The following is a 23967-nucleotide window of genomic DNA, read 5'->3' as shown; positions in this document are numbered from 1 at the left end:
TTAAATCAAAGTAATTTTATAGATATTATATATCTATTATTAAAAAAAATAAAACTAGTTTGAGAATTCATTTTTGTTCATTATATGATAAAACAGTATGAAACTTTTCGTTTTGATAAGAAAGGGTGCTTGAAAAATGAATTATACAAAACGTTTAAACGAGTATTACGCCGTGATTTTCACATCGGAAAGAACAGAAGGGGACAATGGTTATGAGGAAATGGCAAAGGAAATGGATCAATTGGTGTCCAAACAGCCCGGTTTTTTAGGAGCAGAGAGTGCAAGAAATGAGAATGGGTACGGAATTACAGTTTCATATTGGGAATCATTGGATGATATCAAACGCTGGAAAGAAAATGCTTTGCATAAAGCGGCGCAGGATAAAGGCAGGAAGGAATGGTATAAACGTTATACAATCAGAATTTGCAAAGTAGAAGAGGAAAGGGTTTTCCATATTTGATAGATACTATAGCCCAGAAGAATGGCCGCTTCCCTAAAAAACCAAGGGAAAAGCATGAGACTAGGTTCATAGTAACTTCGCAAAATGTTTTGACATAGCGCTGGATTGGTGAGAAAAAATTGCATATTATATAATGAAGTAAAGATTGTTCACTATTTGTGAACATTAGGATTGCGCAACTTTTCATTTTAGCTTAACACTGGAGAGAGAGAAAAATGTTAAAAAACATAAACAGCATAATGGAAAAGATGCTTCCTTTTTTAACCCCGTCAAGTGTTGTGATCGGGATTGTATTTTCAACTATATTTGACGATTTTTCTCAGCTTGTTCCGTGGATTTTTGCTTTTATTACGTTTGCGGGCAGTTTAAATCTTAGTTTTCATGCGTTTAAGCAGGCTCTTTTGCATCCGCTGCCGATTTTCGTCGTTCTTTTGCTGCTTCATCTTTTCATCCCGCTTTGGGCGTTTGCTGTCGGCCATCTTGCTTTTCAAGAAGACAGCTTCACAATCATTGGTTTAGTTTTGGCCGTGATCATTCCAACTGGTGTTACAAGCTTTATTTGGGTATCAATCCATAAAGGAAATTTGGCTTTAGCTCTTGCTGTTATATTAATAGATACGTTTATTTCTCCTTTTGTCGTTCCTGCCAGTTTATTAGTATTGGTGGAGAGAACGGTAGAAATCGACGTATGGAATATGATGTCTGGCTTATTTTTCATGATTATCCTGCCTTCCATTTTAGGAATGCTTGTAAATGAGTGGACGAAAAAAGAATTGAAACAGCGTATTGCAGCCGTTTTAAGTCCGTTTTCGAAAATAGCCTTATCGCTTGTAGTGATCATCAACAGCGCGATAGTAGCTCCTTATTTGGCGAACCCGAATAAAAAATTAATTTTGATTGGTTTTTTCGTTTTTTTGATTGCTACAAGCGGCTACTTTTTTTCATGGATGGCCGGGCGTCTATTAAAATTTCAACAGGATGATATCATCACTTTAACGTTTACGGGCGGAATGAGGAATATTAGCGCCGGTGCAGTGCTTGCGATCACTTATTTTCCGCCGCAAGTGGCGGTACCGGTTGTCTTAGGCATGCTTTTTCAGCAGGTTTTAGCTTCTTTTTATGGACGCATGCTTGAAAAAGTTTATCACCATGCGCTTACTGAAAAAAAGTATGCGGCAAATGCAAAATGAACGCTTTTATGCAAAAAAGCATTAATAAAACGTTATGTGAGCATCCCCTTCAATTAAGGCATTTCTGCCTATATTGAAGGGGTTTTTTAAGGGCAATTTCAGGCATTGATGTGTTAATTATTTTATTCGCCAATTGGACGCAGAACTGGTAAGGAGCATCAATAATGACGTTACATGAATCAGCATTTTTTAATAGTATTTTAGTAATATTCACAATTTTAACTATAAATTAACAAAAAAATTAACTTTTTTTTACAAGGAAAATAAAAGCAAATATAGAATTGCTTTGTAAGCGTGCGCTAATAGATCCTAAAAATAAATTACAGGAGGTATTTAAACAATGTTTCGGCTACTAGTCTCTGACAAAGTGAACAATGAAGGACTGAAACCGTTGATAGAATCAGAAGCGGTTGAAGTTGTCCAAAAAAGTGTATCGGAAGCAGAAGATGAACTAAATCTTTTTGATGCTCTTTTGGTGAGGAGCAGCACAAAAGTAACGAAAGAGCTTTTAGGAAAGATGACCTCTTTAAAAATTATCGGAAGAGTCGGAGTCGGTGTAGATAACATTGATATTGATGAGGCAACAAAGCAAGGAGTAATTGTCATTAATGCTCCCAATGGAAATACCATTTCGGTAGCCGAGCATACACTTGCGATGATTTCTTCTTTGATGAGGCACATTCCGCAAGCGAATATTTCAGTTAAAGCAAAAGAGTGGAATCGGTCAGCATTTGTTGGATCTGAACTTTACGGGAAGATCTTAGGCATTATCGGTTTTGGGCGCATTGGTATTGAAGTTGCCAAGCGGGCTAAAGCCTTTGGAATGAAAGTGCATGTATTTGATCCAATCCTAACTCCAGAGAGAGCAAATAATTTCGGTGTCGAAATGCTTTCTTTTGATGAAGTTCTTTCAAGTGCGGACATAATTACAGTTCATGCACCCCTGAACGAAAAAACGAGAGGATTGTTAAATAAAGATACATTGGCAAAAACAAGAAAAGGGGTAAGGATTATCAATTGTGCAAGAGGCGGAATTATTGAAGAAGAAGCTCTTTTAGAAGCTCTAGAAAATGGCCATGTCGCAGGTGCAGCGCTTGATGTTTTTGAAGTCGAACCGCCTATTCATTCAAAATTGGCTGATCATCCGTCAGTAATTGCGACGCCGCATATAGGAGCCTCGACAAAAGAAGCGCAGTTTAAGGTCGCTGCACAAATTGCCGAGGAAGTTTTGCGATTTATAAAAGGCATGCCTGTTAGGTTTTCTGTCAATTTTCCGCCCGTTGCACAGGAGGAGAATATTAACAAACAATTGATTTTACATTAAGAGTGCGGCTGAAAAACAAAAATTACAATTCCTTCTTGAATGGAATTTATATTTATTGGAGGATGATAGAGTTATGTATACAGAAATTCTCAGCGACAAGCTAAATTCGTTGAAGGAAAGAGGGCAATACCGTGAATTTATTACGATTAACCGCATATGCGGCCAGTATCCTTTGGCGAAGTTGAATGGCAAGGAAGATGAGCAGCCTGTTGTTGTTTGGTGCAGCAATGATTATCTGGGAATGTCCCAGCATCCTTTAGTAATTGAAGCGATGCAAGAAGCAATCCGGTTAAATGGAGCCGGTTCAGGCGGATCGCGGAACATAGGCGGCACACACTACCAATACACTTTGCTTGAATCATCATTGGCTGACTGGCACGGTAAAGAGGCAGCACTCGTTTTTCCGACCGGATACAGTTCAAATGATGCAACATTACAATGCTTATTGCGTCTGTTCCCTAATTGCATAGTGTTTTCCGACGAGCTTAATCATGCCTCCATTATCAATGGGATACGAAGTGCAAAAGCTGACCGCGCCATATTTAGGCATAATGATGTCGAACATTTGGAGGAATTACTAGCTTCCCAGCCGCATAATCGAGCCAAAATCATCGTATTCGAGTCAATATATTCGATGGACGGCGATATCGCACCGATTAAGGAAATTGTGAATCTTGCTAAAAAATATAACGCACTAACATTTCTCGATGAAGTTCATGCTATCGGTATGTACGGTCCTCGAGGAGCAGGAATAGCTGCAGAGCTTGGAGTTGCCAATCTCATTGACATTATACAAGGAACAATGGCGAAGGCGATAGGAGTGATAGGCGGGTATATTACTGCATCGGAATTGCTGATTGATGCTGTCCGCTCCTTTGCATCCGGCTTTATTTTTACTACCTCCCTGCCGCCGGCAATTGTTGCTGCATGCTATACAAGCATCGGGTATTTGAAATCTTCTGATAAAGAGAGAAATGAACTGCATAGAAAGACTAATCAGCTAAGAAAGATGCTCGTTCAGGCAGGTATACCGGTAATGCCATCGAGTGTAACACACATTCTTCCTGTAATGATTAGGGATGCAAAAAAATGTAAGGCAGCTGCTCAAAGAATGCTTGAAAAACATAAAATCTATCTGCAGCCTATTAACCCGCCGACAGTTCCTGTTGGTACAGAACGGTTTCGAGTCAATGTTACACCGAACCACACTGAAGAGCAGATGTTGCAGCTAACCGATGCATTAAATGAAGTTTTTTGCCACTTTAATATTCCATTTGCACAATCGGCCGATGTGTTCGCATAATTGGTTAGAGATAACCTATTACAATTCTGAGATAAGAGTAGTCCATAGTTTTTTGCCACCCTTAACGTATACAACAGAATAGGAGAGGATATTTATTCATGGATCATAATTTAAAAATTGTTGCTAGAAAGGCAACCATCAATGATGTTGACATGCTGATTGATTTAAGGAAGCTGTTGCTCAATGAAGGGGCAGGCCACTATGTTTCGAAATCACCCGAAGAACAAATGGCATGGCAGAAAAGCTATCGGAAATGGCTTATTCACAATATACCTGCAAATGAAAAAATGGTAATTGCTGTAGCCCACTATGATGGCGAAACCGAAATATCGGCCTGTGCTATAGGAATCATTGATGAACGTGCGCCGATGAAAGGATGTTTAAACGGACTTGTTGGGTGGGTGCAATCGGTTGTTGTTCACCCTGAACGGCGCCGTAGAGGGTTTGCAGAATGTTTAATGAACTATATTTTGGACTGGTTTCAGGCCAATAATGTTGAAAAAGTTATCTTACAAACAACACCGATTGCAAAAAATTTATATAAAAAGCTCGGATTTATTGATTCAGGCGAAGAGCTTTTAATAAAAGAAATTTAAATGTTAAAGGGAGGCAACTGATGAACGTCTTAATTTGTGGTTTGGGATATGCAGGGACAAGATTTCTTAAAGCTTTTTCCAATATGAATAAAGATATTGTTGGAGCTAGAAAAATCAATTTTGCATATGTTAATAGAAATCCTAAACGCAGGGATATTCAATACTTTAAAGAGGTGGATGCTGCTATTGAACAATTTGAGCCTCACATTATTGTAATTAGTGTAAATGATGAGTTCCACATGGATATAATTAAAAAGTTGGAAGGATACAAAGGCTTTGTTATTTGCGAGAAGCCCTTGGCGAATACGAACGATGATTTAGAGCTGCTGGAAGCGAAACTTAAAAGTGTATCTGGATTCTGTCTTAACCTTATAGAACGTTACTCTGATGCAACCATCGTCTTGAAAAAGTTTGTTGAAGAGCATAATTTGCAGCTTATTCGGGCCAATTTTTACTGGGGAAAGAACAGAATGAATGATTATAGGCCAACTGTAGGTGTGATCAGCGAAATAATCCATCCGCTAGATCTTATCCAATGGATTTGTGCATCCAATACTGATCTGGAGTTAAAGTCTATTCAAGGCACTCGATCAGACTTCTCCGTATCAGGTTCTGACGTACTTGACAGTGCAGCCGTAACTGCATGTTTAGGAAAAGCGGCAATAACCGGGTATAGCAGCTTCGTAAATATTGTCCGAAAGAGAGAAGTCGATCTTGTATTCGCTTCTCCACAAAACCGTCTAATCTTTGCCAATATGGTGTTTGATACACCTGTATGGGATGTTGACCATCTTCGTATATGGGAAAGAACTCCTTTCGGAGAACAGGTCATAATGGACATGAAAACGAATATTGATGACTCGAAGCCTGAACTAAAAACAATACGCAAATTGGTAAGATTGGTTAATGATGTTGGCGGGTATGTAGTAAACGGAGCAGCTCCTTCACAACCGTTTGCTAGCCTTCAAACAGCTTTGAAGCTCCAAAAATTATTAAATACAATAGAACGTGATGCTCAGACAATTGGACCGATAAATTATGTTGTTGGTTCACAACGGGAAATTTACAACGATGAAAATGATTGGGAGCGTCTAGGCTAAATGAATGCAAAATTTCAATTGATAATAATTGTAAATTTATCGGTTTTTTGAACCAATTTTTTAACGGCAAAATGATGTTAAAGACAAAAAAAGAGGAGACAGATACAAGAGTTCTTTCCCCAATCATCAAATCGGCTGCTAAAATGCATTGAAATTTACTTTGGCAGAGAGGGAAATGATTATTTTCATTGTACTCCTGCTTCTTTTTTTATTGCGGTTATTTCAATTATTCTCCTTGTTTAATTAAGGATTTGATAGAGAATTTTAATTGCCAGTATCATTTCATGAGATTATTTCTATTAAACTTGGTGAAAAAACGGAATGACAGATTTTCTCATTAAGTTAAGAAATGCATGAACAGTTGGAGACAAATTTCCACTTTTCCACGCAAAGGCAGTTGAAGTAGTAATTGGGTTGTTGTAAATGTCGCGATAGACAACTTTATTTTTTAATACATGCTGGATAGAGGATGGTACAATCGCTACGCCCATTCCTGATGAAACAAGGGATAGGACTGTAGGCAATTCTTGTGTTTCTTGAACTACTTTAGGATGGAATCCCGCTTGATAGCAACTGTTTATCACAGTATCATAGTGGCTTTGATTTGCCTTCCTTCCCGTCAAAATAAATGAATCGCCCGCCAATTCTTCAAGATGAATCGGGGAAGTGCCGGAAGCTAGCCGATGATCCTCTGGCAGAGCAATCATCATTCGTTCTTGCCGAATAACCTCGAAATGAATTCCGTCATTTTTTATGTTGGCGGGTTGGCAAAGGATTCCTATATCAATTGCGCCCTCATGCAAAGCTTTTAATTGCTCTCTAGTTGTCAATTGTTGCAAATCTATATGAATATTAGGATATGCTTTACGATAGTGCTCTATAATTGTTGGAAGAATATCATAGGCTGATGAGGAAATGAATCCTATCGCTATTTCTCCGACCTCTCCACGGTTCACCCTTTTTACTGATTCGACAGCTTCCTCCAGATCTTTGAAAATTTGATTAACTTTTTCCAAAAACAATTGGCCTTCTTTCGTCAGTTCTACTTTTCTTTTCGTTCGATGGAAAAGAGGCACGCCTATTTCTTCTTCTAATTGTCGGATTTGAAGGCTTAAAGGCGGCTGTGCCATATTTAAACGGGCTGCAGCTTTCCCAAAATGCAAATCTTCAGCAACTGTTAAGAAATATTTCAAGTGGCGCAGTTCCAATTAATCTCCTCCTTTATTAATATTTATAAGATATTAGTAGTTTTATAAATATATATTAGACATATTACATTCCGTCTTGTAAAGTGAAAAATAGATAAATCTTCCGTAAAGATAATTCCGTAAAAATGGAGGCTAAGTTATTATGCAAAAAGTTTTTCTCTTGACGATCGGTATGTTCGCTCTTGGGTTTGATGCTTATGTGATAGCTGGTTTGCTTCCGGATATCGGTGCAACTTTTCATATAACCCCTTCACAAACAGGGCAAGCCGTGAGCGTCTTTACGCTTTGTTATGCACTGGCCGCTCCGGTATTTGCAACACTGCTTGCTGGAAAACCGATGCGCAATATTTTATTGTTGGCGCTCGCAGTATTCTCGATAGGCAACGGGATAAGTGCACTAGCTTCAAATTTTTCCATGTTGCTGATTGCACGAGCAATTGCAGGCATCGGCGCCGGACTTTACTCTCCGCTAGCATCAGCAGCTGCAGCATCACTAGTGCCCGAACAGAAACGCGGCAGAGCACTTGGCATGACTCTTGGCGGCATGAGCACTGGAACAGTCATAGGAGTCCCTCTTGGACTGGTGATTGCGGAACATCTGAAGTGGAATGGAACTCTTTGGGTGATCACTGCACTAGGCTTAATTGCCATGATGGGAATTGCCATCTGGTTTCCACATTTTGCAGCTTCAGCTCCACCTTCACTCCGCCAGCGCGTCGCAATGATGACAAATAGACGGGTTGCAGCAATTGTTGGCATCACTTTTATGACCAGTGTTGCCAGCTTGGGTCTTTACACATATATTGCTGTTATTTTGAATAACTTGGCGGACATTTCCAACAACACGCCATATCTTTGGGCATGGGGAATTGGCGGCGTAGTTGGCAGTTTTTCCATCGGCGCTTTGATTGACCGGACAGGCAAACCGGGTTTGCTCATGGCAGGAATTTTGGCCATAATGGCTTTGTCCATGTTCAGTGTGCCATTCGCCCTTTCATTTCCGATCCTGTCATTTCTGCCTTTTATTCTATGGGGGGCGATGGGCTGGGCATCGCAAGCCCCGCAGCAGCATGAATTGCTTCACATACAGCCTAATCAAGGTGCAGCGGCCGTTGCTTTGAACAGTTCCGCAAATTATTTGGGCAGTGCAATAGGTTCTCTTCTTGGAGGGATAGTGATGCTGGCTGGATTGGCTCCTTCCCAACTTCCGTTTGCCGCCGGCGGCCTTGCATTAGTGACATTACTGGGACAATGGGGGATTTTATCAAGCAAAAGAAAGCATGGAAGTGAGAGAAAACAATCTATGCAACAATGACTATCTCCAGATTGAATAAACATATCATACTCATTTGTCAAATATCAAAGGGGTTGTTTATAAAATTTTATACAGCGAGCCATACTAAATAATGGTGATGGCTGAATGTACGAAAAAGAAGAATTGATCCGCTTTGTCCAAGAAGCGAAAAAGTATGGGCATCAGGGGAAAGTTGCCAGTTACATACCGGCTCTTGGCAAAGCAAATCCAAATGATTTATCTATTGCTATATATATGCCTGATGGGAGAATCATTGACGCGGGGGATGTAACGGTAAAAGTGACGCTTCAAAGCATTTCAAAAATTATCGCTTTAGCTCTTGTCATTATGGATCACGGTGAAAAGGAGGTATTCCAAAAAGTCGGGATGGAGCCGACGGGCGATCCGTTTCATTCCATTGCCAAGCTTGAGGAAACACAGCCTACAAAGCCGCTGAATCCGATGATCAATGCCGGTGCACTTGCCGTAACGCATATGATTTCGGGAAGAACGGTGAAAGAACGGCTGCAGAGACTCATTCGTTTTGTCCGCAAGCTAACAGGAAATCCAACCATTTCTTATTCGCAAGAAGTCGCTCAATCCGAATTTGAAACCGCGTTTTTAAACCGCTCCTTATGTTATTTTCTTCGACAGCATAATATTATAAACGAAGATGTCGAAGATCTGATGGAGCTTTACACGAAGCAATGCGCCATTGAAATGACATGCATCGATTTGGCGCGCATCGGCCTCGTTTTTGCGATGGATGGGCGCGATCCGTTTACAGAAGAGGAAATCATGCCGCTTGATGTAGCGCGTATTTGCAAAACGTTTATGGTCACCTGCGGCATGTATAATGCTTCGGGAGAATTTGCGATTAAAATCGGGATTCCGGCAAAAAGCGGCGTCTCAGGAGGCATACTCGCATCTGTTCCAAAAAGATGCGGCATCGGCATATTCGGTCCAGCATTGGATGACAAAGGCAATAGTCTGACCGGCATCAAACTGCTTGAATTTTTATCTAAAACATATTCATTAAGTATTTTCTAATATTTGAGGAGGAGACATACGATGCTTGAATTCACTGTTAAATTTCACCTTGAAGATGATATGGAAGAAATGAAAGTGCAAAAGCTGAGCCCGGATGATTTTGAAAGGGTGACAGAAGGAGGGACAAGACATTTGTTTGATCTCGATACAAACATTGGTTTTTTCGTCTTTTTTGACGCTGGGGACAGCGATGGCAATATGTCTTATCTTTCCCTTCGCTACGAGGAGGACGAGGAAGATCCGAGCGAATGCTACCGGTTTGAACTAAAAGACTTTTATGAATTTATAGCTCTTTATCTAAATGACTTAGAATTCGGTGATGAAGTGATGGCGGAGCAGGAGGAAGAGGAAATATACGGCCCCATTCAGCATCTTGCTCATCTTCTTTTCCATGTTGCTGAAGAAGGGAAAACAGTTGAAGTTTGAATACGTTGAATGAAATCCGGGGCATGCATACGAATTCAAATGCCAATTTTTCAGAAGGGCTTATTTTCAATCAACAACATCTATGTGTTTCAGAATTGCATTTTTTGTAATAAATGAAAGTACCGCGGGCGATCCGGATTGATGTTCACCGTTTCGTTAGGGCTTGGCAGGAGAAACGATTTTTGAAAAGTGCTTTTGAACTATGGATTTGGCGAAAAGGTAAGAGGCGCATAATATCGAGCGGCGTCCGATCTTTTTTATATTTCAATGTTTTTTTACCTTTTGTTCATCGTTTCGTCATATTTTTTGCCTAGTATGTCAATAAGACAAACGATGAAGAAGAGGAGGGCTTTTGCTATGGGATATTATGATGAAATAGATCAAAACAATCGTGTGGAAAGAAAAAAGAACAGTTTGTTGAAGCCGGTTCTTTCTTCTTTAATCAGCGGTGTTTTGGGCGGAGCTGTTGTATACGGTGCGTTGACCTACTTGCCATTCCAAGATCATAACAAAGCTTCAAATGAAACAGAGCATGCAGCGGTCAGTCAAAATACAAACGATCAGGAAGCATCTGTTAATGTTGCGAAGATTTCCAATCAAGGCGATATTGCAGAAATAGCTGAAAAACTTTCACCAGCGATTGTCGGCATTTCTAATTTGCAGCAGCAAAGGACAGATTGGTTTGGATCGCGCCAAGATTCTTCCAGCGAAGAAGTGGAAAGCGGAAGCGGAACAGGAATTATCTTTAAAAAGTCCGGCAATGATGTTTTTATTGTTACAAATAACCATGTTATTGAAGGGGCTTCTTCATTGGAGGTAACGCTTTCCAATGGCGATAAGGAAAAAGCAGAGGTAGTCGGTGCTGACTCATTGACAGACTTGGCAGTCATAAAAATTAATAACAATAGTGTTAACACAGTAGCTGAGTTTGGTGATTCCGATAATATACGAGTCGGCGATCAGGTCATTGCAATCGGGAATCCGCTTGGCAGCGATCTTTCTAGAACTGTAACAGAAGGGATTATCAGCGGAGTCAATCGCACAGTGACGATTACAACTTCTGAAGGAGACTGGGCGCTTGATGTCATTCAAACTGATGCAGCGATCAATCCAGGAAACAGCGGAGGCCCTTTAATTAACATGGATGGGAAAGTCATCGGCGTCAGCAGTATGAAAATCAGCCAGGAAGGTGTGGAAGGGCTCGGATTTGCTATTCCAAGCAATGATGTTGTGAAAGCGATCAATCAATTAATGGAAAAAGGAAAAATTGACCGTCCGTTTCTTGGAGTTGCATTATTAAATGTAAGCGAGCTTCCTGAGTATTTCCTTAGAGACACACTCAATTTGCCATCTGACGTTAAAGAAGGTGCGGTAGTTGGAAGAGTTCAGGCAAATTCTCCCGCCGATCAGGCCGGATTGCAGGAAAAGGATGTGATCGTCGCATTGGATGGGCAAAGCATTCACAACACGAGTGAGTTAAGAAAATATTTGTACAGTGAAAAGAAATCAGGAGACTCAGTCAAAGTCAAATTATATCGGGACGGAAAAGAAAAGACCGTCACAGTTACCCTTTCAAGTCAAGACTTATCGCAAACCTGATCGGGAATAGTATTAAAAAGAAAGGGCCCGCAAAAAGTCAGTTCAATTAACTTTTTGCAAAGCCCTTTTTTCAATGGAAATCTTTTTCATCAATGTGAAAATGATCTATCTCTGATAAATGAATGATACTCGCCAATTAACAACAGCATCATTTGCTTAGAAAAATTTCATCGCTATACATAACTTGTTTACATATTTGCTTCGCTAGACGAGATATTTTTTGGTTGAGCAGATTGTACAGCTTTGCTTGAGATTGCTAAAACAAATAAACAACTAATACTAATTAAAACTCCGTCCAATATTAGCGGAGCTCCCCAGCTGCCTGTGCTGTCTCTTAAATATCCTGATACGACTGGCGACAATACGGCGCCAATTTCTGCTATCAGATTCAGCATGCCAAATGCCCCGCCTTGTTTGCCTTCCGGCGCCAATTCTGCATTTAATGCATGTGAAACCGGCTGCAATGCAAAAAAGAATAATCCTGATATAAATAAAATGATTGATGTAATAATCGGGCTGCTATTTTCCGTTTGAATATACCAAGCAAAAACAAATATTGAAACAGCTAAAAGAAAAGTTAAAAGCGCTAATACATTTCTGCGGCCGTTCGGTCTATCAGCTAACAGGTCAGAAATTTTTCCGCCAAGCGGGAACCCGATAACCCCTGCTACTGCGTTAAATGAAGCTACTGCTGCTGCGGCAACTAGTGCTCCGCCGCCAAATTCTTGGACAATTGCCGTAGACCAGAATCCATACAACCATAAATGCCATAAAATCGGCAGGAAAGATAGATAAAGGAAAAACAGGTTTTTATTCATAATCAAAGGGTGCACTTCTGATTTTTTTGTTACATAAAGATATATGATCAATATGGGGGCTAAACTAGCCAAAATAAAAGCTATGACAATCGATGAGAGCCCTAATTTTGTTGATGTGAAGTATATCGCCATGATGATAACCAAAAACACAAGTGAATAAATACTTAAGTGATATAACGATTTTCCGTAAAATTCCTTCACACCAGGTGAATTTGGATCTGCTGATTGTATCAATTTTTTATCAGGCTTCATAAATTTAAACATAAGAACAGCAACGATTAAAGTAATGAATCCCATGAATAGAAAAGGAACTCTCCAAGCCTCATTTCCCATTAGAGGAACAAAAGCTTCCAGAAGAAGAGGTGTACCGATTGTTGCCAACGTTAAGCCGATAGACAGGCCAGTAATAACAACTCCCATTCCTAAGCCCATTTTTTCCGGAGGAGTGTTGAAAGCAATATAGGATCTGTCATTTGAATAAAGGATTCCTTCACCTAATCCAAGTAATACACGGAATAAAACAAACATGACGAGTCCGCCTGATAAGCCTGTGAAAAAAGTGGCGACGGCTGCCCACAAAATACTTAATATAATAATAGGGCGGTATCCAAATTTATCTCCCAAGTTTCCTCCAGGAAATTGGTTTAACATAAATCCGGCAAAAAACAAACTGCCTATTAAGCCCCCAAATTCATGAGGATTCGGGACATCTGAAAAAAATGATATTTTATGTTCTATCATCCAAGTAACAATTGGGCCTGTCGCAGTTCTGTCGATATAAGAAACAACCCATCCTAGGAACAGCATTCCCCATATTGTATGGTACCTTTCCCATTTTTTCATTATCATTTTCACTCCTATCTAGATTTAAAATTTAACATAACCTTTAGATAGCGCTTACATAAAAGAGCAAAAAGAAATAGAAAATGCTTCTGGTTGAATATAAGATCAATTGGCTGCTGGTTTTCTATATTTCGGACGATGTGAGATGAAAGGAATATAAAACTTTTTTAGCCTACATTCTTGATGATTCCATCTTGTTTTTGAACTTTCTCCGCAGCTTTAAAGTTTTGTACTTTCAACTATTCCAAATGAATTCAAATTTTAAATGCTTTTTGCTCCCGCTTTTTAAACTGTGGAATGGTTTTTTTCCTCTCTCATTTGGTTTTCTTGACTAATAGCGGGCAAATATACATCTAAAACAGCGGAACGGCCAGACTTGACAGTTTTTATTGCTTCATTCAGAGCCTCTTTCAGCTCATGAGGGTTTTCTACTTTTCTTGCATAGGCGCCACCTGCAGCTTCTGCAATTTTCGAAAGATCAGCATGAGGAGTGAAATCTACGAAAAATTGATTCGTTTCATTTGCGATACCATTCGGATGAACAGCTAAGGTTGACAGTTTCGGAGATTTCCAACCGCGATTATTATAAATTACGGTTAAAAATGGCGCGTCATATTTTTGCGATATCCAATGAACGCTCGAAGGGACGCTAAACAGATAAGATCCATCTCCAGTAAGGCTGATCACTGTTTTAGACGGGTCTGCCAGTTTTGCTCCTATCGCTGCTCCGCCGTTCCATCCAAGTCCGCCTCCGCCGCTGCCAAAAATAGAACCTGGTTTGGTCATTTGCAAATGGGTATATAATGTTTGGAAATTTGAAATGCCTTCATTGACAATAATCGTGTTTTCATCGCACACTTCCCGTATGCAGGCAGTTAAATACTCAGGCGTGATAATGTCGTCAAAAAATTGTTCAGCTTTTTTCCATTCTTCACGCTGAGCTTTATGATATTTTTCTATTTGTTTTCTCCTTTCATTTACTTGCAAGCTGTCAATGTCAGCGTTTTTAATCACTTCGTTCAACTGCCGCAAGGCCGTTTCGGCATCAGCTGCGAAAAAACGTTTTGATGGGATATACCATAATGTCATCCCTTCCTTCAGCGGATCTTCATCAATATAGTAAATCGTACAATTTGGCGATGGTTTATTATTCACTGGAATCCAAGGAACATCACTGTCAATGACCATTATAAAATCTGCTTTTTCTATTAAATCGTTTTGTGTTGATGTATTCCACTGATATCCGCAATGAAGCGGGTGATCAGATGGAAAGTTCATATAGTTTGGCACTGACTCTAAAACAGGTATCGCAAGTTTTTCACAAAATTGAACGAGTTCTTTCACCGCTTGTTTGTTTTTGCCAATATATGACGTGACAATGAGCGGATTATTTGCTGCCAGTAAATCTTTCACTAAAGGATCTATTTCTTGCGGTGCCAGTGCACGCGCTGCAATTGGTCTCCATTGCTCAGGATGAATTTCTACTTTTTCTACTTCCTCCTCCAAAACTTCTCTAGCGCTCGTCAAATATACGGGTCCTTTCGGGCTGCTTTGAGCAATTTGCAGTGCACGATGGACAATTTGTTTTACATTTTTCCCGGTGCGAATCTCATGAGTATACTTCATGTAACCCCTTACAATTCCGGGCTGATCGGGAACATCCTGAATCCAGTGAATAAATTCGTTCCTGCTTCCCCGAAGCTCCCCTTCTTGAGTATATGGAGAAGTTCCGGCAAAAATGAGGACAGGCACCCGACCTTTCCAAGCATTGTGAATGGCAGCGCCAAGGTTTTGCGTGCCGCATTCAACATGCACTAAAACAGCTTGAGGTTTCCCGCTTACTTGAGCATATCCATGTGCAGCGCTTAAGGCAACCATTTCATGTGGACAAGTAATGATTTTCGGAAAATCAATTCCCTCTTTTTCAGCTTCGGCAAGGGCTTCAATAATGGCAGGGTGATCGCTTCCTAGATTTGAAAAAATAAAGGAAACATCAGCTTCTTGTAACGCTTCTAAAAGTGCCTTGCTTGTCGTATATCGGCTGGTCAAACAACACACACCCTTTCAACATAATTTAGATAATTAATACTAGTCAGATAATTCCGTAATCAGAATTGTACTTGAAAAGAAAAGATAGTACAATACTATAATAACTATCATAATAATAGAAAATATCTATAGAAAGGAGCTATAAAATGGAGTTCCGTCTTTTGCAATATTTTGCAATATTGAGTCAAGAGCTGCATTTTACGAAAGCTGCAGAAAAGCTGGGGATTACGCAACCAACATTAAGCCAGCAAATTCGCCTTCTTGAAAACAGTCTTGATACAGTTCTTTTTCGAAGAATGGGGAAAAAAATTGAATTAACGGAAAGCGGAGAGATTTTACTTGAACATGTGAAAAAAATTTTTTCTGAAATTGATCAAGCAAAAATTAAAATACATGAATTAAAAGGATTGAATCGCGGCCATTTAAAAATCGGATGTGTTGGCAATCATCTTCTTTATTCTTCCTTGCTTACGTTTCACTCACAGTTTCCAAATATAAAACTCTCTGTTTACGATCTAAAAACGGAAGAAACGTTAGAAAAAATAGTCAAGTCTGAGCTCGATATAGGGATTGTCTATTTACCAGTTCATCATCCGCAAGTAGAGGTTATTAAATGGTTTTCATTAGAGTTTTTTGCCATTGTATCCCTTGATCATCCTTTAGCTGAAAAAAATTTAATATATTTGGAAGAACTTCAATCGTACCCGATCTTTTTATTGCCCGAGCAATATGTTCTTAGACAGACGATCGATTCATTTTGTAATAAAGAAGGCATTAAGTTAAACCCAATTGTGGAATTGTCGGATACGTATTCGTTGTTAAAGATGACGCTTTTACATAACGGAATTACGATCCTGCCAAAGCTTTATGTTGAAAACAGCCCGGAGTTTTCTGTCAAGCTTTTGAAAATTGCAGACGAACTTCCGCGTAAAGAGGTTGCAATTATTTATCGAAAAGGTCTTCTTTCTTCCACTGCCATTCGAACATTTATCCAGCAGCTGACAAGGAGATGACTCATTTTAATTTTTAAATAGGTAAAATATTGGATTTGCTTTCAAAGGAAGGTAGGGATAGAATCTATACGTATACATTTTTTAATAGAGGAGCGAATAACAATTGGATTTATTTTCAGTTGGTATATCTATTTCATCTGACGCCATCATTGCCTTATTAAAAATTATTGCAATCGATATTATTTTATCCGGCGATAACGCAGTTGTAATTGCAATGGCAACGAGAAATCTGCCGAAAGAACAGCAAAACAGAGCTATATTCTGGGGGACTGGAGGTGCGGTCGCATTACGGATTTTGTTTGCATCCGTTATTGTTGTCCTGTTGAAAATCCCATTTGTCAACATTGTCGGCGGATTTTTGCTGCTTTGGATTGCTTATAAAGTTTTGGTAGATGACGGAGAAGCTGCGCATGTCCAATCTCAAAGCAGTCTGCTTAAAGCTATTCAAACGATCATTCTTGCAGATGCCGTCATGAGTTTGGATAATGTGGTTGCAGTAGCAGGTGCGGCACACGGCCATATCGGCATGATTGCGGTTGGAGTTTTGATCAGTATTCCAATTATGATTTTTGGATCAAAAGCGATCGTAAAATTAATGAACAAATTTCAATGGATTGTATATGTTGGATCTGGAATTTTAGCTTGGACCGCCGGTGAGATGATCTTTAAGGATAAACATATTGAACAATGGTTTCACATCCAAAACTTGTGGATCGAATATTTACTTATCGGAATTATGACATTGATTGTGTTAGCGATCGGTTATGAGAAAAATAAGCGTGCAGAGAAAGAAAATAAATTGCAGCATAGTGCTTAGCAGGCGGCTGTTGAAACGGCGCCTGTTTTTTATGAAAAGAAATTCCACGTTTTAATAGATTTAGTTATGTCTAAAATTTTTGTTATCTGAAAATATGCACACTTCTGTAAAATGACGGTTTCTTTTGCAACAGCTCTAATTTGCATGTAAATTCGAGAGATCGTTCTTTGTGTATAAGCATTCATCGTCCAGAGAAGGTGAGTGCTTTTTTATTTTATCCACAGATATTTCAGATAATTCACAACTTATACACATTATCCATACTGTTTTTGTGGATATTATGTAACTGTTGGAGCTTAAGAAGCTGGATTTTTTCATAAAATCCTACTATGAATGTGGATAACTATAGTAATTGTTAACAATTTGTGAAATATTTCACAAATATATTGAAGTTAAATTCAGAAAATTATATATTGAAATTGAAGAGGTTAGTGAAATATTTCACAAACTTCTTCGAAAAATAAAAGTGAAAAAACAAACAAAGGAGATGGTTGAAGATGGAATGGCTGAAAGGTCCAAAAATGGCGGTTGTCTGGGCGGCTCTTAGAATTTGGCTCGGTTATCAATGGTTTGTCGCGGGAGTCGAAAAGCTGGGTGGATTTGATGCGACAGGATTTTTAAAAGGGGCGATTGCTAAAGCAACCGGAGAACATCCGGCCGTTCAAGGATGGTATGCAGCGTTCCTTGAAAACTTTGCTCTTCCGAATGTAGAACTTTTTAATTTTATTATTCCAATTGGAGAAGTGTTAGTTGGCATCGGACTGATTTTGGGATTGTTTACAACTCCTGCATTAATTGCTGGTGCGTTTATGAACTTGAATTTTATGTTAGCTGGAACAACAAGCACGAATCCGATTATGTACACTGAAGCAATCATTTTAATGGCAGTAGGCGCAGCTGCGTATTATTGGGGAGCTGATCGGTTTATCCTGCCGTATTTGAGAGATAAATTTACAAACAAAAAATTCAATCAACAAGCAAATGTTTAAATGCAGCAATCATCTTGACTTTTAAAAATTTTTGAAACATAATTTTAAAAAAAGTATATTTTCGGCGTTGAAAGGGGCCAGTAAATAGACTTTAGGCGAAAAAGAGAGTGAAACCCTATGGCTGAAAGGTTTCATCGCTGATAAGCTATTGAACCTACCCCTGGAGCTGTCAGGCTCATAACCTGACCGTATCCTTCGTTACAGGCTAAAGGGAGCACTAAACTAGTGCTAAAAAAGGTGGTACCGCGGATATAGACTCATATTCGTCCTTTTTCGAAAGGATGATATGAGTCTTTTTTATGACTGTCAAGCAATGAAGAGGTGTTTTTTAGTGAGGAAAAAGCGAGTGGTCGTAAAAATAGGAAGCAGTTCTTTAACAGATGACAACGGGGGACTCAGTAAAGAAAAGCTGCACGAGCATGTTGAAGCGATTGCTAAATTGAAGGAAGCAGGGTATGAAGTAATTTTAATTTCGTCAGGAGCGGTATCAGCAGGGTATGGAGATCTTGGATATCCTTCTAGGCCTGTGACAATTAGAGGAAAACAGGCGGCTGCGGCAGTGGGCCAAGGGCTGCTTATCCAGGCTTATACAGAAGCATTTAAAAAATACGGCATTGTATGTGCCCAGCTTTTGATGACAAGGAGCAATTTTCAGCATAAAGAGCAATATCAAAACGCATACGCCACCTTATCGGAGCTTCTAAAGCGGCAAGTGCTCCCGATCATCAATGAAAATGATTCGGTTTCGATTGAGGAATTGACGTTTGGAGACAACGATATGCTGTCAGCTCTTGTGAGCGGATTATTGCATGCCGATTTTCTTATTATTTTGACGGATATTAACGGTTTATATGAAGAAGATCCTACCAAAAATCCGAATGCGAAACGATTTGATTTTTTGCCGGAAGTAACAGATGAATTAATTGAACAAACAGAGGCAACATCCGGTTCGAAAGTTGGAACAGGTGGCATGAAATCAAAGCTCATGGCGGCAAAAACGGCACTTGCCCTCGGTGTATCCGTATTTATCGGGAAAGGTAAAGGAAAAGAGAAATTAATCGAAATTTTAAATGGGAACGGTGACGGAACATATATTGGCAAAAACGATTTAAGTGCTGTTCGTAATTCAAAAGCATGGATTGCTCTTCATTCGATCATATCTGGTGATGTGGAAGTCGATGATGGAGCAGTAGCGGCTATTTTGAAGGAAGGGAAATCGCTCCTTCCTGCTGGCGTTAAGCGTGTCAGCGGCAACTTTCAATCTGGAGACGTGGTGCAAATTTTAAACAAGGAACAAAAGCTGATCGGAAAAGGCATAGTCAATTATTCATCTGAAGAATTAAAAGAAATTATGGGCATGCCGAGTCAAAAAGCGATGGAAATGACAAAGCGCATACATCCTGAAGTGGTTCACCGTGATCAATTTGTAGCGATAACGAGTAAGGAGATGATGATATGAGTGAAGTGTTGACAAAAGGGAAGCTGGCAAAAGAAGCTGCTGCCAAGCTGGTTGCAAAGACTACTGAAGAAAAAAACAACGCATTATCAATCATCGCTGAACAATTGCAAAAAGAAACGCCTTATATTTTAAAAGAAAATGAAAAAGACATTGAAAACGGGAAAGCGAATGGTTTATCCGACGCTCTAATTGACCGTCTTCTTTTAAACGAAGAACGAATTAACGGAATGATTGAATCGTTAAGACAATTGATTTATTTGCAAGATCCAGTTGGGGAAGTGCTGGAAAGCTGGACTCGTCCGAACGGTTTACAAATCGAAAAAGTTCGGGTGCCGCTCGGAGTTGTTGGGATGATTTACGAAGCCAGACCAAATGTGACAATTGATGCCTCAAGCCTTTGCTTAAAAACAGGGAATGCTGTTCTTCTTCGCGGCAGCTCATCCGCATTGCATTCAAATATGGCGATCGTAAAGGTGATACGAGAGGCGTTAGAAAAAGCGAATTTTCCTGCCGACAGTGTACAGCTTCTGGAAGATACCAGCAGGGAAACGGCAGCGGAAATGTTCAAATTAAATGATTATTTAGATGTGCTAATTCCTCGCGGAGGGAAAAATCTGATTAAAACAGTTGTTGAAAATTCATCTGTCCCTGTGTTAGAAACGGGCGCAGGCAATTGTCATGTGTTTATTGATGAATCAGCAGACAAAAAGATGGCGATTGATATAACTGTAAACGCAAAAACACAAAGACCTTCCGTCTGCAATGCAGCCGAAACTCTTCTCATCCATGGAAATTGGAATAAGGAGTATATTCGCGAGCTCATTGAAAAGCTCGAGGAGAAAAATGTGGAGTTGCGAGTCGATCAAGCATTGTACAATGAATTCCCGCATTTGAAATTAGCGACAGAAGAAGATTGGGAAACGGAATATTTAGATTATACAATGGCAGTGAAACTTGTTTCGAATGTAGATGAAGCAATCGAGCATATTAATCGTTACGGAACAAACCATTCTGAGGCAATTATCACAGAAAATGCCGCAAATGTAGAAAAGTTTTTCAAATTAGTTGATTCCGCAGCTCTTTACCACAACGCATCGACGCGCTTTACAGACGGATTTGAATTTGGGTTTGGCGCAGAAATCGGGATCAGCACGCAAAAGCTCCATGCCAGAGGACCGATGGGACTCCCTGCACTGACTTCTACAAAATATATTATTAAAGGAAGCGGACAGATTAGAGAATAAGAAATGATAAAAAAATGGAAGCAGACATCTTGATTCGTTCGGATGTCTTCTTCCAATTTTTTATGCTTCCTTCAATCTGCTTTCTTCGTCTGTCATGAAACCGTTTCGTTTTGTATACAGTGTGTACATATCCTTTGAAATTTCAAAGATGTTGTATAAGTTTTTGTTTTCAATATGGGGAAGCTGACGAGATTCATCGGCAAGGGAGACATATGGAAGCTTCTGCGCGGCTTTCATGGAACGTTCATTGTCTTTCCGTATTTTCATAAAGATCGTTTGAATTCCAAATTCATAAAAAATCTCTTGAAAAAAAGCGTCCTTAGCAAGCTGATTATATCCTTTACCATGGTACGGCTTGCCGAGCCAAGTTCCGAGAAATCCCGTTTGATCAAAAATATCATACAAGCTGATTGTTCCAATAGGAGAGCCCCATTCATCCAAAATGGTGCGGGAAATTAATTCCCCTCGTTCCTCTGCTTCAATCAACTGTTTTGTTATAAACATGTATTCTTCAATCGACGTTGCTTTATGACGAACATAAGGGAAGACCTCTGGATGAACCATAAGTTCGAACAACTCTTGACAATCCGCTAGATCACGTTTTTTTAACATGCTCATCCTCCTCTATCAACGAGGGCGGTTACCACGAAATCTAACGGATCCCACCCTCGAAATTTTTATTTATCAAGTAAAAATTTCGGGGTGGGAATCGAACCCACTAGAACCGGTCAAAGACCGGTGGCGCACCATTTGCCTTCCCTTAAAAACAAATAAATTTAATTGTCAGCATTTCTTCTAGTATCATACTTGATTTCTATGGAAAAGAAAACAAAAAATTTGTAAAAAGATTATTAAGAAAATTTTACTTTTTTCTTACTACTTTAAGAGTTTTATAAGCAGTGAATAGGGCAAAATTACAATATTTTCTTTGACGATATTTTTTTCCTATTGCTTTGATGCAATAACAGTGAGGACCGCATTTCCTGACTGAAGCAGATTTGCCTGCTGCCAGCAAAATATTTAGAAATCATAATAAGAACGGTTGAATTTTACTTCATAGTTTTATAGCATCAACGGCTAGAAAAGTCAGCAAAATGTTCCTTACAAGCTGAAAAATCTATTGTTACAGTATTCATACACTTTCATGCTTAAAACTTCCATTTATTTATTTTTTCTATGGTACTATAAATATGAGGTGTCTGTACATGTTTATTGTAAAAATAGAAGTTCAACCTAAAAAGAAAAATCGTTTTAATATTTACGTCGATAGAGGAAACGGTGAAATATTTGCTTTTAGCGTCGGGGAAGATGTTTTAATTAAGCACGGGCTAAGAAAAGGGATGGAGCTTGATGAGCTGGATATAGATGCGATTTTGCACGAGGATCAAATAAAAGCAGCATTCAACAAAGCTTTAACTTTTCTTGGCTATCGGATGAGATCGGAAAAAGAGGTCCGTGACTATCTTGTAAGTCAAGGTATAGATGAGAGTGTTATTGAACGTGTAATGGTTGAGCTTCAATTAAAAAATTATGTAAATGACAAGGAGTTTGCGGAAGCCTTTGTAAGAACGCAAATGAAAACCACTTTGAAAGGGCCCGGCATAATAAAAGCAGAACTGGGACAAAAAGGGATTGAGAGCGATTTGATAGAAGCAGCTCTTGATCTTTTCACGAAAGAAAGACAAATAGAAGCAGCGTATAAATTAGCTGAAAAGCAATTGGGAAAAAAAGCGAACATATCTATGTCGCAGCTAAAGCAAAAAATAGAGCAGGCAATGTTTAGGAAAGGTTTTTCATCCGAAGTGATTCAAGCTGTTTTAGAGATGCTGCCTTTACATGAACGTCATGACCAAGAATGGGAAGCATTATTAATACAAGGCGAAAAAGGGAAAAAAAAGTATTCCCATCTAGATATGTACACATATCGTCAAAAGCTTGCGCAATTTTTATATCGAAAAGGTTTTTCGCAAGAACTTATTCAGCAATATTTGCAAAAACACTTAGAGAAAAGCGAGGAATAGGAATGGAAAAACGGTACAGTGAAATGACGGAATACGAGCTAAAAAATGAAATTGCCCGATTAAAAGAAAAAGCGCGCAAAGCGGAACAGCACGGAATGATCAACGAATATGCTGTCCTGGAAAGGAAAATTGCTATGGCAAAAGCATATATGTTGAATCCTGACGATTTTCCGCCAGGTGAGACGTATGAAATCGATGTAGCTCCTGGTGAATATTTCAAAGTTGAATATTTAAAAGGAGTTTTCGCTTGGGGGTATCGATTATCATCTCCTTTAAAGGAGGAAGCACTGCCGATATCGATGTTGATTAAAAAAAGTAATATAAATGAGAAATAAGTTGAGAACGAAAAATGAAGGAAGTTGGGGAAAAGAGTGGCCGCTGATTTCTTTCAATCGTTTTTTTTCTTCCTGTTCGTGGCTATGCTTCCTCGCGCCTAACTTTGCATTATGGTTATCAAACTGAATACTCTCTCAATTGACCTTGAAAGGATACGGATTTCGTTTTTAGCTTGAAATCTTTTGTAAACAAATAGTATCGAAAAAATAAGTAAAATAATGGAAAATCGTTTACTCAAGCAATGTTGAAACTAAATATTTTCTTTATTAAATTTAATCGAGGAAATCATAGTTGAGTTTTGAATCTAGGCGATTATTTTTAAAAATTAAAAAAGGTCTGTATAAACAAGATCATGCCAAATAATGGCATGATCTCGTATTATTTATTTATGAACGTTTTCGCATTTCGTTTTCCAAAATGATTAAGCTTTGGGTTTGCTGGGTTTCCCCGTTTACTTGACGGAATGAATGTTTCGGTTTTCCCCAAGCTCCTAAAAATTCGTTTTTCTGCTTTTTTGATAAGGATGATCGGTTTGTGTCCATTAGTAAACACCTCTTGAAAGGTCAATGGTTATGAAAAATTTTTATCGCGTTCTCCTGAAGCTTTCATCCTCTCTTGAGGGTGTGTGTTAATGGTTCCGTTCGCACGACGTGACGCGAATTCCGCTTTAGCACGTGGCTCACCGTCAAATTTTTCATGCTTCGGAAATCCTTTTGCTTTATTGCGCATCGCAGATCCTCCAAGGAGAAAAAAATTTGCGCTATTGGACGCGCATAAATAGTATTTGCTTATTAGAAGCCAATATAAAAGAAAATTAAGGAAATGTCA

22 protein-coding genes, 1 pseudogene and 1 other annotated feature are annotated in these 23967 nt (G+C 39.1%); of the genes and pseudogenes, 17 read left to right on the top strand and 6 right to left on the bottom strand.

Annotated features, from left to right (window positions below):
* Nucleotides 1-136 precede the first annotated feature (136 nt).
* The 6 genes and pseudogenes from RI196_RS15270 (at nucleotide 137) to RI196_RS15245 (ending at nucleotide 5973) form a co-directional block, all read left to right on the top strand.
* Nucleotides 137-460 (top strand): antibiotic biosynthesis monooxygenase family protein, encoded by a 324-nt coding sequence (locus tag RI196_RS15270; protein ID WP_063386279.1) that lies wholly within the window; start codon nucleotides 137-139, stop codon nucleotides 458-460.
* A gap of 215 nt (nucleotides 461-675) precedes the next feature.
* The gene (locus RI196_RS15265) at nucleotides 676-1650 is read left to right on the top strand and encodes a bile acid:sodium symporter family protein (protein ID WP_311066461.1); all 975 of its coding nucleotides are present in this window, start codon (nucleotides 676-678) and stop codon (nucleotides 1648-1650) included.
* Between the two features lie 340 nt (nucleotides 1651-1990).
* Nucleotides 1991-2944 (top strand): annotated as a pseudogene (gene serA / locus RI196_RS15260) (phosphoglycerate dehydrogenase); the annotation flags it as partial.
* 103 nt (nucleotides 2945-3047) lie between these two features.
* On the top strand, nucleotides 3048-4277 hold the full coding sequence (gene hemA / locus RI196_RS15255; RefSeq protein ID WP_144598213.1) for a 5-aminolevulinate synthase: 1230 nt from the start codon (nucleotides 3048-3050) through the stop codon (nucleotides 4275-4277).
* A 98-nt stretch (nucleotides 4278-4375) separates the two neighbouring features.
* Nucleotides 4376-4873 (top strand): GNAT family N-acetyltransferase, encoded by a 498-nt coding sequence (locus tag RI196_RS15250; protein WP_094244543.1) that lies wholly within the window; start codon nucleotides 4376-4378, stop codon nucleotides 4871-4873.
* 20 nt (nucleotides 4874-4893) lie between these two features.
* Entirely contained in the window at nucleotides 4894-5973 is a 1080-nt protein-coding gene (locus tag RI196_RS15245) for a Gfo/Idh/MocA family protein (protein WP_094244544.1), read from the top strand.
* Between the two features lie 299 nt (nucleotides 5974-6272).
* On the opposite strand, the gene RI196_RS15240 is transcribed toward RI196_RS15245, so the two are convergent.
* A complete protein-coding gene (locus RI196_RS15240) occupies nucleotides 6273-7181 on the bottom strand; it encodes a LysR family transcriptional regulator (RefSeq protein ID WP_144598212.1) in 909 nt (302 codons plus the stop codon).
* Between the two features lie 142 nt (nucleotides 7182-7323).
* On the opposite strand from RI196_RS15240, the gene RI196_RS15235 reads away from it, so the two are divergent.
* From RI196_RS15235 to RI196_RS15220, 4 genes are all read left to right on the top strand, one after another.
* On the top strand, nucleotides 7324-8496 hold the full coding sequence (locus RI196_RS15235; protein WP_066247323.1) for an MFS transporter: 1173 nt from the start codon (nucleotides 7324-7326) through the stop codon (nucleotides 8494-8496).
* Nucleotides 8497-8601: 105 nt separating this feature from the next.
* On the top strand, nucleotides 8602-9525 hold the full coding sequence (gene glsA / locus RI196_RS15230; protein WP_311066460.1) for a glutaminase A: 924 nt from the start codon (nucleotides 8602-8604) through the stop codon (nucleotides 9523-9525).
* A 21-nt stretch (nucleotides 9526-9546) separates the two neighbouring features.
* Complete coding sequence (locus tag RI196_RS15225; protein ID WP_311066459.1) at nucleotides 9547-9951, top strand: cytosolic protein; 405 nt, start codon at nucleotides 9547-9549, stop codon at nucleotides 9949-9951.
* 357 nt (nucleotides 9952-10308) lie between these two features.
* Entirely contained in the window at nucleotides 10309-11550 is a 1242-nt protein-coding gene (locus RI196_RS15220) for a S1C family serine protease (RefSeq protein WP_082829371.1), read from the top strand.
* A 188-nt stretch (nucleotides 11551-11738) separates the two neighbouring features.
* Here RI196_RS15220 and RI196_RS15215 read toward each other — a convergent pair whose 3' ends face one another.
* Both RI196_RS15215 and RI196_RS15210 read right to left on the bottom strand, forming a co-directional pair.
* Nucleotides 11739-13211: an MFS transporter gene (locus RI196_RS15215; RefSeq protein WP_232515608.1), complete on the bottom strand. Its 1473-nt coding sequence runs from the start codon at nucleotides 13209-13211 to the stop codon at nucleotides 11739-11741.
* A 285-nt stretch (nucleotides 13212-13496) separates the two neighbouring features.
* Entirely contained in the window at nucleotides 13497-15260 is a 1764-nt protein-coding gene (locus tag RI196_RS15210) for a thiamine pyrophosphate-requiring protein (protein WP_063386272.1), read from the bottom strand.
* 146 nt (nucleotides 15261-15406) lie between these two features.
* On the opposite strand from RI196_RS15210, the gene RI196_RS15205 reads away from it, so the two are divergent.
* The 5 genes from RI196_RS15205 to RI196_RS15185 all read left to right on the top strand — a co-directional run bounded on the left by RI196_RS15205 (nucleotide 15407) and on the right by RI196_RS15185 (nucleotide 20782).
* Nucleotides 15407-16273, top strand: a complete 867-nt coding sequence (locus RI196_RS15205) for a LysR family transcriptional regulator (RefSeq protein WP_063386271.1) — start codon at nucleotides 15407-15409, stop codon at nucleotides 16271-16273.
* Nucleotides 16274-16397: 124 nt separating this feature from the next.
* Nucleotides 16398-17090, top strand: coding sequence for a TerC family protein (locus RI196_RS15200; protein WP_063386365.1), 693 nt, complete (start codon nucleotides 16398-16400; stop codon nucleotides 17088-17090).
* A gap of 497 nt (nucleotides 17091-17587) precedes the next feature.
* Nucleotides 17588-18079, top strand: a complete 492-nt coding sequence (locus tag RI196_RS15195) for a DoxX family protein (protein WP_066247308.1) — start codon at nucleotides 17588-17590, stop codon at nucleotides 18077-18079.
* Nucleotides 18080-18137: 58 nt separating this feature from the next.
* Nucleotides 18138-18353 (top strand) — a binding site (T-box leader).
* A gap of 57 nt (nucleotides 18354-18410) precedes the next feature.
* Nucleotides 18411-19538, top strand: coding sequence for a glutamate 5-kinase (proB, locus tag RI196_RS15190; protein WP_066247304.1), 1128 nt, complete (start codon nucleotides 18411-18413; stop codon nucleotides 19536-19538).
* Nucleotides 19535-20782, top strand: a complete 1248-nt coding sequence (locus RI196_RS15185) for a glutamate-5-semialdehyde dehydrogenase (RefSeq protein WP_066247302.1) — start codon at nucleotides 19535-19537, stop codon at nucleotides 20780-20782. The genes proB and RI196_RS15185 overlap by 4 nt, the downstream gene beginning before the upstream one ends.
* A gap of 60 nt (nucleotides 20783-20842) precedes the next feature.
* On the opposite strand, the gene RI196_RS15180 is transcribed toward RI196_RS15185, so the two are convergent.
* On the bottom strand, nucleotides 20843-21394 hold the full coding sequence (locus RI196_RS15180) for a GNAT family N-acetyltransferase (RefSeq protein WP_063386267.1): 552 nt from the start codon (nucleotides 21392-21394) through the stop codon (nucleotides 20843-20845).
* Nucleotides 21395-21987: 593 nt separating this feature from the next.
* On the opposite strand from RI196_RS15180, the gene recX reads away from it, so the two are divergent.
* Nucleotides 21988-22803: a recombination regulator RecX gene (gene recX, locus RI196_RS15175; RefSeq protein WP_063386266.1), complete on the top strand. Its 816-nt coding sequence runs from the start codon at nucleotides 21988-21990 to the stop codon at nucleotides 22801-22803.
* A 2-nt stretch (nucleotides 22804-22805) separates the two neighbouring features.
* On the top strand, nucleotides 22806-23138 hold the full coding sequence (locus RI196_RS15170) for a YfhH family protein (protein WP_311066458.1): 333 nt from the start codon (nucleotides 22806-22808) through the stop codon (nucleotides 23136-23138).
* A gap of 387 nt (nucleotides 23139-23525) precedes the next feature.
* Here RI196_RS15170 and RI196_RS15165 read toward each other — a convergent pair whose 3' ends face one another.
* Complete coding sequence (locus tag RI196_RS15165) at nucleotides 23526-23681, bottom strand: YpzG family protein (RefSeq protein ID WP_082829369.1); 156 nt, start codon at nucleotides 23679-23681, stop codon at nucleotides 23526-23528.
* 28 nt (nucleotides 23682-23709) lie between these two features.
* A complete protein-coding gene (locus RI196_RS15160; RefSeq protein WP_063386264.1) occupies nucleotides 23710-23868 on the bottom strand; it encodes a small, acid-soluble spore protein K in 159 nt (52 codons plus the stop codon).
* Nucleotides 23869-23967: the final 99 nt, after the last annotated feature.

It is taken from the genome of Aeribacillus composti, assembly GCF_031760945.1.
Classification (GTDB): Bacteria; Bacillota; Bacilli; order Bacillales; family Aeribacillaceae; genus Aeribacillus; species Aeribacillus composti.
Note: the sequence above shows the minus strand (reverse complement) of the source record. Positions and strands in the feature narration are given on the sequence as shown.